Here is a 13,231-nt window from a genome sequence, read left to right on the forward strand (position 1 = left end):
CATCCGTGTCCTGGCGGGGGCGCACCGGCGCTGAGGGGGAGTCTTCGTCGACTGGAGCGGAATCCAGTTCAGTCACCGGTCAATCGTCAGGCACCACGGGCAGCTCAGCCGCCGGTTCGTCGCGCCGCCGCCCGCCCGTGGGATCAGTTCCAGAGTGAGAGCTTGTCGGGGTTCACGACGATCCACACGTCGGCGACCGCACCCTCCACGACGTTCAGCGTCACGACGCCCACGATGCGGCCCTCCTCCCAGATGGCGAAGCCCAGACCGTCGGGCGTCTCCTGCTCCACCACCTCGAGCCCGGGCCGCTTCGAGAGCAGGCCGAACAGGAAGCGGGCCACGTTGTCGGCGCCCTGCACGGGCTTGCGCGCGGCCGACACCACGCCACCGCCGTCGGAGCGCAGCACCACGTCGGGGTCGAGCACCGCGATGAGGGCTGAGAAGTCGCCCGTGCGGCTGGCCGCGGAGAACGCGCGCACCACCTCGTCGTGCTGGGCCCGCGTCACCTGCCGGGCCCGGCTGGCCTCCACCCGATGACGAGCGGATGCCGCGAGCTTGCGCACCGCCGCCGGCGACCGCCCCACGGTCTCCGCGATCTCGTCGAACGGCACCGCGAACACGTCGTGCAGCACGAAGCTCACCCGTTCGGCGGGCGTCATCGCTTCGAGCACCACCAAGAGGGCGGTGCTGACCGAGTCGTCGAGCGTCACCCGGTCGAGCGGATCCTCCGATCCGGATGCGCCGCCGCTCCCGAGCGCGCCCGCGAAGGTGTCGGAGGGCACCGGCTCGGGCAGCCAGGGGCCGACGTAGTGCTCGCGTCGCACTCGTGCCGAACCGAGCACGTCGAGACAGATCCGTCCGCAGACCCGGGTGAGCCAGCCGCGCGGCGCCTCGATCGCGTCGCGCTCGGCCTGCGACATCCGGTACCAGCGCGTGTAGGTCTCCTGAACGGCGTCCTCGGCCTCGGTCACCGTGCCGAGCATGCGGTAGGCCAGGCTCATCAGGTGCCGGCGCTCGCCGATGACCTCGGCGTCGACGGCGGGTCGGTCGTCGGGTCTGCTCATCCGTCACTCCCTCGCTACCGCCCATCATGCCGCGTCCGCCGCGCGGCGTCACCTGTTGGCACGAGGTCGTACGACCGGATGCGCCGTGCCGGTTCACATTCCCACCCTGCGTCTCGTCTTGACGGGTATGAACAGCACTCCTCGACGCATCCTGCTCGCCGCCACGGCGATCCTCGGCGCCTACGTCGGCCTCTGGGCCGCCTTCTTCCCCGGATCGTTCTACGACGACTTCCCAGGGCTCGGCCTCACCTGGATCTCGGCCGACGGGCCCTTCAACGAGCACCTCATCCGCGACGTCGGCGGTCTCTACCTCGGTCTGACGGCCGCGAGCGTTGCGGCGATCGTCGCGCGCACCGCGGCACCGGGCCGCGTCGTGGGGCTCGGCTGGGCCGTGTTCGGCGCCATCCACTACGGGTACCACCTGTTGCACCTCGAAGGCTCGACGGTCGACGTCGTGGGCAACGTGGTGAGTCTCGGCATCAGCCTGGCGCTCGGCGTGCTGCTCGCGCTGCCGGCGCGTACTCTGGCGGTGACGCCGGTCGGTGAGAGTGTTGATGCGGGTGGCGCGGCCGGCGCTGCGCCTGCCGGGAGTGCAGGGTCAGGCGCGGGCCGCATCGCCGACGGCGCAGATGCTGCGGGTGGGGGCGCAGAGGCGGATGCGGGCGACGCTGCCGACGAAACGCGTGCCACGAGCGCGGAGGTCGAACGATGAGGGTGGCAGTCGCCGGGGGAACGGGCGCGGTGGGACGCCACGTCGTCGAGCTGCTCGACGCGGCGGGGCACGACGCGGTGGTGCTCACCCGCTCCACCGGCCACGACCTGAGCCGGCACGATTCCGTTACGGCCGGCGCGAAGAAGGGCATCGCTCGCTCGGACGCGGCATCGGCGACTGACGCGCACCGTGGACTGACTGCCGCGCTCGCCGAGTGCGCGGCCGTGATCGACGTCTCCTCGATCGCCACGACCTCGGGGGCGACGTCGACCGCGTTCTTCGGTGCCGTGACCCGCAACCTCCTGGCGGCCGAGCGTGCGGCCGGAGTGCCGCACCACGTGGCGCTGTCGATCGTGGGAGCGGCCGTGGCGCCGTCGGCCTACTACGCGGGCAAGAAGCTGCAGGAAGACCTGGTCATGGCCGAGCCGGGCGGCTGGAGCATCCTCCGCGCCACCCAGTTCCACGAGTTCGCCGCGCAGATGGCGGAGCAGGGGCGGATGGGTCCGCTGCAGGTGGTGCCGGCGATGCGCTCGCAGCCGATCGCGGCGGCCGAAGTCGCGGAGGCGTTGGTCGAGATCGCTCTGGGAGCGCCCCGCGGCCTCGATCGCGACCTCGGAGGACCGCGCGAGGAGAACATGGCCGACCTGGTGCGCCGCTACCTCGCGGCGACGGGGCACAAGCGGCCGGTGCTGGAGGTTCCGCTGCCTGGCGCGTGGGGCCGCGCCCTGCGCGACGGCACCCTGCTCACGGCCCCGGGCGCCCGGCTCGGCCGCCAGACCTTCGGCGAGTGGCTCGCCGAACGGTGAGCCACCGCGTTTCGGGAGGAGGACAGCCGAACCTCCCGCGAACAGGGGCGAGGTTCGCAGCTCCTCCCGAAAGGGAGGAAGCGGTGGCTCAGAGGCTGGAGAGGTGCTCCGCGATGCGGATGCGCCCCTTCGGCCGCTCCTTCTTGCCGCGGTCGGGCAGGCCGCCGACATAGAGCCAGCCGAGCAGCTCCTCGTGCTTGCCGAGCCTGTGCGCGGCACGCACGGGCTCGGTGCGGGTCAGCTCGCCGGTGCGCCAGAACACGCCCCAGCCCTCGTCGTCGAGCAGCAGCGACAGACCGTGCGCCACGCCCGAGGCCACGGCCTCCTGCTCCCAGCGCGGCACCTTGTGGCTCGGCTTGAAGGAGGCGACGACAGCCAGCAGCAGGGGCGCGCGGTGGGCCTTGCCGCGGAACTTCTCGGCGTCCTTCCCCTTGGCGCCGTCGGCCTTGGCCAGCGCCTCGCCGAGGATGTCGCGCGCGTCGCCCCGGATCTCGATGACCCGCCACGGCCGCAGGCCGCTGTGGTCGGCGAGTTGGCCGGCCGCGTCGACGAACGCGGCGACCTCGGCGTGGCTGGGAGCGGCATCCGTCACCTTCGACGACGATCGCCGGGCGAGCATCGCCTCCTTGACGCCGGGCACCCCTACTCGGCCGCTTCGAAGCTGAGCGAGATGGAGTTCATGCAGTAGCGGTCTCCCGTGGGCGTCTGCGGTGCGTCGTCGAACAGGTGACCCAGGTGCGATCCGCAGTTCGAGCAGCGCACCTCGGTGCGCACCATGCCGAGCGAGCGGTCTTCGATCAGCTCGACGGCCTCGGAGCCGGTCGGGTCGTAGAAGCTCGGCCAGCCGCAGTGCGAGTCGAACTTCGTGGTGCTGCGGAACAGCTCCTGCCCGCAGGCCTTGCACTTGTAGACGCCCTCGCGGTTCTCGTCAAGCAGTTCGCCCGTCCAGGGGCGTTCGGTGGCGGCCTCGCGCAGCACGGCGAACTCCTCGCTGGAGAGTTCTTCGCGCCAGGCGTCGTCGGACTTCTGTACCTCGTAGGTCATGGTGCTCCTGCAGATCAGTGGGCGGACGATCGTCAATCATCCCAGTAAACTCTGGCAGGTGGCTGCCCATTCCCCTGTTCAGAAGCGCTGGACCGAGCTCACGACCGAGGAGCTCTACGCCTTCCTGAAGCTCCGCACCGACGTCTTCTTCGTCGAGCAGAAGGTCGACGAATCGGAGCTCGACTGGCGCGACGCCGAGCCCGACACGATCCACTACTGGATCGCCGAGAACGGGCAGACCGTCGCCTACCTGCGGGTGCTGACGGATGCCGAACCCACGCACGAAGACGCGCGCCGGCTCATCGGCCGCGTGGTCGTGCATCCCGATTTCCGGGGCAAGGGGCTCGCCCAGGTGCTGATCGCCCAGGTGCTCGACCAGTTCGGCACGGAGTCGATGCTGCTGCACTCGCAGAGCTACATCGCCCCCCTCTACGCCCGATTCGGCTTCGTGGCCTTCGGCGAGGAGTACGTGGAGGCCGGCATCCGGCACGTCTCGATGTTCCGGCCGGGCGACGACGACAACGCCGACTGACACGACGAGGCGCGATCCCGCGGCCCGCCGCCGCTATCGGCGTGCGTTGAGGTGCCCGCGAATAGGATGACGAAAAACCCGAGAAGGAAGGGAGCAGGATGGCCGCCGCCGAAGAACAGCCGCAGCCGGGTGTCCCCGCTCCCCTGAACGACCGCGACGCCCGCATCCTCAGCTTCGAACGGGCGTGGTGGAAGCACGCCGGAGCGAAGGAGCAGGCCATACGCAAGGAGTTCGGACTCTCCTCGGCCCGGTACTATCAACTTCTCGGTGCGCTGATCGACTCCCCGGCCGCTCTCGCGCACGATCCGATGCTCATCAAGAGGCTTCAGCGGGTGCGGGATGCGCGAATGGCCGCGCGTTCCGCTCGACTGCTGTCGCGCGACGACTAGGACCTCACTCTCCCCATGGCCCGTTTTCCCGAGGACAGTTTCGACCACCTGCCCGCCCACCGCGAACGCGTGGGCGCCCACCGTGGACCTCGGCCGCGCGGCCGAGGCTGGATCGTGGTGGCCTGGGCCGCCCTCGCCACCGCCCTCCTCGTGGGCGGCGGCGTCACGTACCTCGCCGTGATCAACAACAACATCCAGTTCACGGATGCGTTCGGTGGCAGCACCGGCACGGCCGCGCCATCCGAGACCCCCACTCCCACCCCGACCATCACGCCGATCACCGACGGCACCCTGGCGGTGACCGTGCTGAACGGCACCGACAACGTCGGGCTGGCCGGTCGTGTCGGGCAGGCCGCCATCGACGGCGGCTGGAACGTCGGCACGATGGCGAACGCGAGCTCCACCGACTTCGCCACCACCACCGTCTATTACGAAGACCCCGCGAACGAGGCGGCCGCCCTCGGGCTCGCCCAGCTGCTCGGCAACGTGGCCACCGAGCAGTCCTCCACGTTCCAGGGCGCCGCCCTCACCGTGGTGCTCGGCACCGACTACGCCGGCCCGGGCCTGGATGCCGGCACCGGCGAGGTGCCCGCCGATCCGCCGGCCGACGAGACAGGCACCGAGTAGGGGCGAGGAGACACGATCGGCGGGCCCGAACGGGTCGCGGAAGCTGATTCCGGCGCGCAATATTACGCGCGTGTTTCAGCCGTGTTGAGTTGCGGTCACGATCTGTCGATTTCGCCGTCGGAGCCATTGTGCGGAGAATCTGCCCGATTAGGATTTGGAATCGGTGGTGGCAAATGTGTCACTTCTGCAGAAACACAGCACTTGGGAGTAACCATGGCGAATGGAACCGTTAAGTGGTTCAACGCTGAAAAGGGCTACGGCTTCATCACGGTCGACGACGGGGGGCAGGACGTGTTCGTGCACTACTCCGCCATCGACATGGCGGGCTACAAGGTCCTCGAAGAGGGCCAGCAGGTCGTCTTCGAAGTCGGCACGGGATCCAAGGGGCCGCAGGCCGAGTCCGTCCGGCTCGCCTGATCTGCCCGGGTTCTGCGGCGCACGACGGGGTGCGTTCGTGGTGAAGGCCGACAGCGTTAGTCTGTGGGCGTGACCAGCCGACGTCGGAGTGCCGTGTGCGTCGCATCCGGTGCCGCACTGGCGGTCTCGATGTCGGCGCTCGTGGGCTGCTCCGCGCAGCCGATCCTGCCCGAGCCGACCGTGACCCCGACGGCCGCCTATTCCTCGGACTACCGCACCCCTGCGCCCACGGTGCCGGCACCGTTGCGCGGAACGCTGGTGGCCGCGGACGCGCTGGGGAATCCGTCGCTCGCGGCGAAGATCGACAACCACGAAGACGCCCGTCCGCAGATCGGACTCGAGCGCACGGACATCGTGTTCGAGGAGCTGGTCGAGGGCGGGATCACGCGGTACGTCGCGATCTGGCAGTCGGACGTGCCCGAGCTGATCGGTCCGGTGCGGTCGATCCGGCCGATGGATCCTGACATCCTGTCGTCCTTCGGCGGCATCGTCGCGTTCTCGGGCGGGCAGGAGCAATTCGTCGACATGATGCGCGCGGCCCCCGTCTACAGCGCCATCCACGGTGAGAGCGACACGGAGTCGACGTTCTACCGGGTCGACGGCCGCGACAGCCCGCACGACGTGGTGGTGAAGGCGACCGAGCTGGTGGGACAACACTCCGATCTCGCCGCGCCCGCGCAACAGTTCGCCTACTCCTTCGACGCGGCGACCTCGAGCGCCGCCGTGGACGGCACCCCGACGGGTTCGCTCGACCTGGTGTTCTCGGACGCGCGCTTCCCCAGCTGGACCTGGGATGCGCCCTCCGCGAAATTCCTGCGGCTGCAGGAGGGATCGCCCGACCTCGACGACTCCGGCGCGCAGCTCTCGGCGACCAACGTCGTGACGCTCCGGGTCGACGAGGTGTACGACTACGACGCCGAGGTGCCACGGGCCGTGATGGTCGCCTCGGGCGAGGCGTGGGTGTCGACGGGCGGCAGGACGGTGCACGCGACGTGGGTGAAGGATGCCCCGACCTCCCCGATCCGGCTCCTCGACGACCTCGGGGCCACCGTCCGGCTGGCCCCCGGCAACACCTGGGTGGAACTGGTTCCGCTCGATCAGGGCAGCGTCACGGTCGTGCCTCCTGCGGTGTGAGCTCACTTGCACTCCCACCCGTCGAGTGCCAGTATTGCTTTAGCACTCGCGAACACTGAGTGCTAACACACCTGAATCTTTGAAGACGTCCAGGAGGGCGAGAAACACATATGGCAAAGATCATTGCTTTCGATGAAGAGGCCCGTCGCGGCCTCGAGCGCGGCCTCAACACGCTCGCCGACGCCGTCAAGGTGACGCTCGGCCCGCGCGGCCGCAACGTCGTGCTCGAGAAGAAGTGGGGCGCTCCCACCATCACGAACGACGGCGTGTCCATCGCCAAGGAGATCGAGCTCGACGACCCGTACGAGAAGATCGGTGCGGAGCTCGTCAAGGAGGTCGCCAAGAAGACCGACGACGTCGCCGGCGACGGAACCACCACCGCCACCGTTCTCGCTCAGGCCCTGGTCAAGGAAGGCCTCCGCAACGTGGCCGCCGGGGCCGACCCCATCAGCCTCAAGAAGGGCATCGAGAAGGCCGTCGCGGCCGTCTCGGCCGAGCTGATCAAGAACGCCAAGGAGATCGAGACCAAGGAAGAGATCGCTGCGACCGCTTCCATCTCGGCCGCCGACCCCGAGATCGGCGCCATCATCGCCGAGGCCATCGACAAGGTGGGCAAGGAAGGCGTCGTCACCGTCGAGGAGTCGAACACCTTCGGCACCGAGCTCGAGCTGACCGAGGGCATGCGCTTCGACAAGGGCTACCTGTCGGCGTACTTCGTCACCGACCCCGAGCGTCAGGAAGCGGTCTTCGAAGACCCCTACATCCTGATCGTGAACAGCAAGGTCTCGAACATCAAGGACCTGCTGCCCATCGTCGACAAGGTGATCCAGACGGGCAAGCAACTCCTGATCATCGCCGAGGACGTCGACGGCGAGGCCCTGGCCACGCTCGTCGTGAACAAGATCCGCGGCATCTTCAAGTCGGTCGCCGTCAAGGCTCCCGGCTTCGGCGACCGTCGTAAGGCTCAGCTGCAGGACATCGCGATCCTCACCGGCGGCCAGGTCATCTCCGAGGAGGTCGGTCTCAAGCTCGAGAACGTCACCCTCGACCTGCTCGGTCAGGCCCGCAAGGTCGTCATCACCAAGGACGAGACCACGATCGTCGAGGGCGCGGGCGACCCCGAGGCCATCGCCGGACGTGTCGCTCAGATCCGTGCCGAGATCGAGAACACCGACAGCGACTACGACCGCGAGAAGCTCCAGGAGCGCCTCGCCAAGCTCGCCGGCGGTGTCGCGGTCATCAAGGCCGGTGCGGCCACCGAGGTCGAGCTGAAGGAGCGCAAGCACCGCATCGAAGACGCCGTGCGCAACGCCAAGGCCGCTGTCGAAGAGGGCATCGTCGCCGGTGGTGGCGTGGCCCTCATCCAGGCCGGCAAGACCGCTTTCGCGAACCTCGAGCTCACGGGCGACGAGGCGACCGGCGCGAACATCGTCAAGGTGGCCATCGAGGCTCCGCTGAAGCAGATCGCCTTCAACGCGGGCATGGAGCCGGGTGTCGTCGCCGCCAAGGTGCGCGACCTCGACTACGGCTGGGGCCTCAACGCCGCGACCGGTGAGTACGTCGACCTCCTGGCCGCCGGCATCATCGACCCGGCCAAGGTCACCCGCTCGGCTCTGCAGAACGCGGCGTCGATCGCCGGCCTGTTCCTGACGACCGAGGTCGTCGTGGCCGACAAGCCCGAGAAGAACGCGGCTCCGGTCGGCGACCCCACCGGTGGCATGGACTTCTAGTCCCGCCACCTTCGGGTACAGCACCACCATCGCCAAGGGCGGTCCCTCCGGGGGCCGCCCTTCGGCGTTCGCGGGCTACGAGCGGCGGCGGCGTTCGGTGCGCGCTCGCGCGGCGGCGTGGGCTGAGCGCACCAGGTCGAGCACCTGGGGCAGTGTGGTGTCGGGGTTCACCACCGAGACCCAACTGAGAGCGCCGTAGACGGGGTGGGGGAGGAACACGTCCGTGTGCGAGACGTCGCGACGAAGGGCGAGGTGGCGGGGGTCTTCGCCGACGAGTTCTTGGAACGTGGCTCGGTCGACGTGGATGTTCACGCGCCAGCGGCCGTCGCCGAGCCGGGAAGCCGAGTCGTCGGGGTAGTCCTTCGTGACGATGGTGGCGTACGGCTGGTCGTGGTCCTCCGGCTCGCCGCTGGGAGCGTAGGAGAAGAAGAAGTCGCCCCACGCGATCTCCGGCGCGCGGCTGCCGGCCTCCGGCGCCAGCACGAGCGCTCCGTCGAGGCCGCTGACGGTGTCGATGATCTGCTGAATGCTCATCCCCCGATTCTGCGCCGCCGGACCCGTCGGCGCACTCCGGTCAGGCGGGGAGAGGCTTCGTGGGTGGGGGCGTGGGGGCGGCACCGACCGGCATGAGGGGGAGGGTGACGCGGAAGGTCGCGCCGCCGCCCGGGGTCTCGAGGGCCTCGACGGTGCCGTGGTGGGCGGCGACGATCGACGACACGATGGCGAGCCCCAGGCCCGATCCGCCCGTCTCGCGGGTGCGTGAGGAGTCGGCCCGGTAGAAGCGCTGGAAGATCTTCTCGCGGATCTGCGGCGGGATGCCTTCACCGTGGTCGATCACGTCGATGGTCGCCACGCGGCGGGCCTCGTCGACCTGGAGCGACAGCTCGATCGGGCTGTCGGCATCCGTGAAGCGGAGGGCGTTGCCGATGAGATTCGTCAGCACCTGCCGGATCTTGTTCTCCTCGGCGAGCACGATGGGCCGCACCTCGGGGATCGCGACGAGCGGCGCGCTCTCCGACGGAGTGCCGGCCGCGAGTTCGGGAACGGGCCCGGTGCCGTTGGGCGGCACCGCCCCCCGCTACGCCGGCCGGCCTCGGCCGGCGACGGAGGCGGGCGAGCGTGGCGTTGGCGAAGGCGATGGGGCGGGTGGCCGTGGACGGCGTGCGCGGCGCGCCCGGCGCATCCGGATCGGCCGGAGGGGGTCCCTCGATGCCGGGAGCGAACGACACCGGAGTCTGTCCCTCCGGGAGCACGGCCGAGACGATCCGGCCCGGACTCGCGGCCCGCGCGTCCATGGCCGCATCGAGGGTCAGCGGCACGAGGTCGACCGGGGCGAGCTGAAGCGGGCGCGTCTCGTCGAGACGGGCGAGTTCGAGGAGGTCTTCGACGAGCGTGCCCATCCGGATCGCCTCCTTCTCGATGCGATCCATCGCCTGAGCAACGTCTTCGGGGGTCTGCAAGGCGCCCATGCGGTAGAGCTCGGCGTAGCCGCGCACCGATACCAGGGGGGTGCGCAACTCGTGCGAGGCGTCGCCCACGAAACGGCGCATCTGATCGATGGTCTTCGCGCGGTCGGCGAAGGCCGAGTCGATACGCGAGAGCATGGTGTTGAGGGAGCGGTTGAGCCGCCCGACTTCAGTGTTGGGCGTGGCATCCGACATGCGCCGGCTGTAGTCGCCGCCGTCGGCGATGGCCGCGGCCGTGCGTTCCACCTCCCGCAACGGGCCGAACGTCGAGGTGACGAGCAGGCGCGTCAGCATGGCGCCCAGGATGACGACACCCACGCCGAAGGCGAGGAAGATGGAGAGATAGGTGGCGGTGGTCTTCTCCGTCTCGGCCAGCGACTTCGCGATCACCACGTTGCCGAGCGACCCGTCACCGCCGAAGAGGTACACCGTGGTCGCGATCGCATGCCACTCGGTGCGTTGGTCGATCGAGTCCACGCTGAACACCTTGCCGGCGAGCAGGTTCGAGGTGTCGAGCGACACCTGGGCGTTCGGCATGGTGTTCTCGTCGCGATCGCCCCAGTTCGACACGATCAGGTTGCCCGAGGCGTCGAGCAGCCCGACGAAGTAGTCGGTGGGCGCCGAGGTGATGTCTTCGATACGGAACTGCTCGGTCGTGGCATCCGGCCCCAGGAAGGGCGAGGGGTCTTTACTGGCCGAATCGAGCTGGCTGTCGACCTGCTGCAGCAGGTAGGTGCGCAGCACGATCATCGTTCCGACACCGGAGACGACGAGCCCGAAAGTGAGCATCAGCACCGTCACCCCGGTGATCTTGGAGCGCAGTGAGATCGAGTTCCACTGCTTCAGGATGGCGTTGAGCATGCTCCGGAAAGGCTACGCCTTGCTCACCTTCAGCATGTACCCGAAGCCGCGCTTGGTCTGGATGAGCGACTCCTCGGTGTGGGCGTCGAGCTTGCGGCGGAGGTAGGAGATGTAGCTCTCCACGATGCCGGCGTCGCCGTTGAAGTCGTACTCCCACACGTGGTCGAGGATCTGCGCCTTCGACAGCACCCGGTTGGGGTTGAGCATGAGGTAGCGCAGGAGCTTGAACTCGGTGGGCGAGAGCTCGATGGCGGCGTCGCCCACGAAGACCTCGTGCGTGTCCTGATCCATCGTGAGCTCACCGGCGCGGATGATGGCATCCTCGTCGGCCTGCATGGTGCGGCGGAGGATGGCCTTGATGCGGGCCACGATCTCGTCGAGGCTGAACGGCTTGGTGACGTAGTCGTCGCCACCGACCGTGAGACCCGTGATCTTGTCCTCGGTGTCGTCTTTGGCGGTGAGGAAGAGGATGGGGGCGGTGTAGCCCGCCGCACGCAGCCGCTTGGTGACGCCGAAGCCGTTCATGTCGGGCAGCATCACGTCGAGGATGATGAGGTCGGGCTCCTCCTCGAGAACGGCGGAGATGGTCTGAGCGCCGTTCGAAACGGCACGCACCGCGAAGCCGGCGAAGCGCAGGCTCGTGGTGAGGAGGTCGCGGATGTTGGGTTCGTCGTCGACGATCAAGATGCGGGGGCCGGTCATGCCTCCATTATCTGCGGGTTCGCTGGGCGAAGTCTGAGAACATCTGGGATGCTGTCCGGCAACTTTCCCAGCGCACCCGATGGACCCGATCGGGTCAGGCCGCGAGAGTGTCCGCGTCGACGATGCTGTAGGCGTAACCCTGTTCCGCGAGGAAGCGCTGCCGGTTCTGCGCGAACTCCTGGTCGACGGTGTCGCGGGCGACCAGCGTGTAGAAACTCGCGGGCAGGCCCGACTCCTTCGGCCGCAGCAGTCGGCCGAGGCGCTGCGCCTCCTCCTGACGCGAGCCGAACGATCCGGAGACCTGGATGGCCACGCTCGCTTCGGGCAGGTCGATCGAGAAGTTCGCCACCTTCGACACCACCAGGATCTTCTCCTCGCCGTCGCGGAAGGCTTGGAACAGCCGCTCCCGCTCGGGCACCGGGGTGGCTCCCGTGATCTCGGGGGCGCCGAGTTCGCGCGACAACTCGTCGAGCTGGTCGAGGTACTGCCCGATGACGAGGATGCGCTCGCCGCGGTGGTGCTCGATCAGCTGGCGCGTCGCATCCAGCTTGGCCGGGGCGGTGGCGGCGAGGCGGTAGCGCTCGTCGTCGGCGGCGGCCGCGTAGGTCATCCGCTCGTGGAAGGGCAGGTCGACGCGCACCTCGTAGCAGTTCGCGGGCGCGATGTAGCCTTGCGCCTCGATCTCCTTCCACGGGGCGTCGAAGCGCTTGGGGCCGATCAGGCTGAACACATCGGACTCGCGGCCGTCTTCGCGCACGAGTGTGGCGGTGAGGCCGAGACGCCGGCGGGCTTGCAGATCTGCCGTGAGCTTGAACACCGGGGCGGGGAGGAGGTGCACCTCGTCGTAGACCACGAGGCCCCAGTCGAGGGCGTCGAGCAGCTCGAGGTGGGCGTACTTGCCGCTGCGCTTGGAGGTGAGGATCTGATAGGTCGCGATGGTGACCGGCTTGATCTCCTTCACCAGGCCCGAGTACTCGCCGATCTCGTCCTCGGTGAGGCTCGTGCGCTTCAGCAACTCGGCGCGCCACTGCCGGGCCGAGACGGTGTTGGTGACGAGGATGAGCGTGTTCGTCTTCACGGTCGCCATCGCTCCGGCGCCCACGAGCGTCTTGCCGGCGCCGCAGGGCAGCACCACGACGCCCGATCCGTGGGCGGAGAAGTTGTCGATGGCCTTCTGCTGGTAATCGCGCAGGTGCCAGCCGGTAAGATCGAGGTCGATCTCGTGCGGAGTACCGGGCGTGAACCCGGCCAGGTCGTCGGCCGGCCAGCCCAGCTTGATGAGCTCCTGCTTCAGCTGCCCGCGCGCCCAGGGCTCGATGCTCCAGGTGCCGTCGTCGAGCTTCTGGGTGAGCAGCGGTGCCACCTTCTTCGCCCGGGTGATCTCGGCGAGCACGGCGGGGTCGGTGGAGCGCAGGATGAGCGGCCCCTCGCTCTGCCGCTCGATCACGAGCTTGCCGTAGCGGCCGATGGTCTCGACGATCTCGATCGTCACCGTCTGCGGCACCGCGAACTTCGAGAAACGCTCGAGCGTGGCCAGGATCTCCTCGGCCGAATGGCCGGCCGCGCGGGCGTTCCAGAGCCCCAGCCGCGTGATGCGGTAGGTGTGCACGTGCTCGGGGGCGCGTTCGAGTTCGGCGAAGACCGCGAGCTCGTGTCGCGCGGATTCGGCATCCGGATGCGCGACCTCGAGCAGCACGGTGCGGTCGCTTTGGACGATGAGGGGGCCGTCGGGCATAACAGACAAGCT

The 13,231-nt window shown here is 68.8% G+C and carries 16 protein-coding genes; 8 read left to right on the forward strand and 8 right to left on the reverse strand.

The genetic code is table 11. The annotated features are described in order from the left end of the window. Positions 1 to 143 precede the first annotated feature (143 nt). Positions 144 to 1,064 carry an RNA polymerase sigma factor SigJ gene (sigJ, locus tag ACFJGU_RS12755; RefSeq protein WP_382303884.1) on the reverse strand — a complete coding sequence of 307 codons (921 nt, stop codon included), beginning with the start codon at positions 1,062 to 1,064 and terminating at the stop codon, positions 144 to 146. A 127-nt stretch (positions 1,065 to 1,191) separates the two neighbouring features. Between sigJ and ACFJGU_RS12760 the strand changes: the two genes are divergently transcribed. Both ACFJGU_RS12760 and ACFJGU_RS12765 read left to right on the forward strand, forming a co-directional pair. Next, positions 1,192 to 1,776, forward strand: coding sequence for a hypothetical protein (locus ACFJGU_RS12760; protein WP_382303885.1), 585 nt, complete (start codon positions 1,192 to 1,194; stop codon positions 1,774 to 1,776). Then, positions 1,773 to 2,582 carry an SDR family oxidoreductase gene (locus tag ACFJGU_RS12765; protein ID WP_382303886.1) on the forward strand — a complete coding sequence of 270 codons (810 nt, stop codon included), beginning with the start codon at positions 1,773 to 1,775 and terminating at the stop codon, positions 2,580 to 2,582. Before ACFJGU_RS12760 ends, ACFJGU_RS12765 begins: the two co-directional genes overlap by 4 nt. 88 nt (positions 2,583 to 2,670) lie before the next feature. Here ACFJGU_RS12765 and ACFJGU_RS12770 read toward each other — a convergent pair whose 3' ends face one another. Together ACFJGU_RS12770 and msrB are read right to left on the reverse strand one after the other, a co-directional pair. Next, positions 2,671 to 3,201 (reverse strand): nitroreductase family protein, encoded by a 531-nt coding sequence (locus ACFJGU_RS12770; RefSeq protein ID WP_382310359.1) that lies wholly within the window; start codon positions 3,199 to 3,201, stop codon positions 2,671 to 2,673. Positions 3,202 to 3,224: 23 nt separating this feature from the next. Then, on the reverse strand, positions 3,225 to 3,626 hold the full coding sequence (gene msrB / locus ACFJGU_RS12775; protein WP_382303887.1) for a peptide-methionine (R)-S-oxide reductase MsrB: 402 nt from the start codon (positions 3,624 to 3,626) through the stop codon (positions 3,225 to 3,227). 58 nt (positions 3,627 to 3,684) lie between these two features. Here msrB and ACFJGU_RS12780 point away from each other — a divergent pair, with 58 nt between their 5' ends. The 6 genes from ACFJGU_RS12780 to groL all read left to right on the forward strand — a co-directional run bounded on the left by ACFJGU_RS12780 (position 3,685) and on the right by groL (position 8,455). After that, positions 3,685 to 4,158 carry a GNAT family N-acetyltransferase gene (locus ACFJGU_RS12780; protein WP_382303888.1) on the forward strand — a complete coding sequence of 158 codons (474 nt, stop codon included), beginning with the start codon at positions 3,685 to 3,687 and terminating at the stop codon, positions 4,156 to 4,158. Positions 4,159 to 4,256: 98 nt separating this feature from the next. Next, positions 4,257 to 4,547, forward strand: a complete 291-nt coding sequence (locus tag ACFJGU_RS12785) for a DUF3263 domain-containing protein (protein WP_382303889.1) — start codon at positions 4,257 to 4,259, stop codon at positions 4,545 to 4,547. Between the two features lie 15 nt (positions 4,548 to 4,562). Beyond that, positions 4,563 to 5,174, forward strand: coding sequence for a LytR C-terminal domain-containing protein (locus ACFJGU_RS12790; RefSeq protein WP_382303890.1), 612 nt, complete (start codon positions 4,563 to 4,565; stop codon positions 5,172 to 5,174). A gap of 213 nt (positions 5,175 to 5,387) precedes the next feature. Beyond that, positions 5,388 to 5,591, forward strand: coding sequence for a cold-shock protein (locus ACFJGU_RS12795; RefSeq protein ID WP_092547639.1), 204 nt, complete (start codon positions 5,388 to 5,390; stop codon positions 5,589 to 5,591). A gap of 69 nt (positions 5,592 to 5,660) precedes the next feature. Continuing rightward, entirely contained in the window at positions 5,661 to 6,725 is a 1,065-nt protein-coding gene (locus ACFJGU_RS12800; protein ID WP_382303891.1) for a DUF3048 domain-containing protein, read from the forward strand. Positions 6,726 to 6,835: 110 nt separating this feature from the next. After that, the gene (gene groL / locus ACFJGU_RS12805) at positions 6,836 to 8,455 is read left to right on the forward strand and encodes a chaperonin GroEL (RefSeq protein ID WP_382303892.1); all 1,620 of its coding nucleotides are present in this window, start codon (positions 6,836 to 6,838) and stop codon (positions 8,453 to 8,455) included. A 75-nt stretch (positions 8,456 to 8,530) separates the two neighbouring features. Here the strand turns inward: groL and ACFJGU_RS12810 are convergent, their stop codons facing one another. From ACFJGU_RS12810 to ACFJGU_RS12830, 5 genes are all read right to left on the reverse strand, one after another. After that, entirely contained in the window at positions 8,531 to 8,989 is a 459-nt protein-coding gene (locus ACFJGU_RS12810) for a DUF6194 family protein (protein ID WP_382303893.1), read from the reverse strand. A 40-nt stretch (positions 8,990 to 9,029) separates the two neighbouring features. Continuing rightward, positions 9,030 to 9,395 (reverse strand): sensor histidine kinase, encoded by a 366-nt coding sequence (locus ACFJGU_RS12815; RefSeq protein ID WP_382310361.1) that lies wholly within the window; start codon positions 9,393 to 9,395, stop codon positions 9,030 to 9,032. Next, positions 9,277 to 10,782: a histidine kinase dimerization/phospho-acceptor domain-containing protein gene (locus ACFJGU_RS12820; RefSeq protein WP_382303894.1), complete on the reverse strand. Its 1,506-nt coding sequence runs from the start codon at positions 10,780 to 10,782 to the stop codon at positions 9,277 to 9,279. The genes ACFJGU_RS12815 and ACFJGU_RS12820 overlap by 119 nt, the downstream gene beginning before the upstream one ends. Positions 10,783 to 10,794: 12 nt before the next feature. Then, positions 10,795 to 11,484, reverse strand: coding sequence for a response regulator transcription factor (locus tag ACFJGU_RS12825; protein ID WP_022897448.1), 690 nt, complete (start codon positions 11,482 to 11,484; stop codon positions 10,795 to 10,797). Positions 11,485 to 11,578: 94 nt separating this feature from the next. Further along, a complete protein-coding gene (locus ACFJGU_RS12830) occupies positions 11,579 to 13,219 on the reverse strand; it encodes a DNA repair helicase XPB (protein ID WP_382303895.1) in 1,641 nt (546 codons plus the stop codon). Positions 13,220 to 13,231 lie beyond the last annotated feature (12 nt).

It is taken from the genome of Herbiconiux sp. UC225_62 (assembly GCF_042694625.1).
Taxonomy (GTDB): domain Bacteria; phylum Actinomycetota; class Actinomycetes; order Actinomycetales; family Microbacteriaceae; genus Herbiconiux.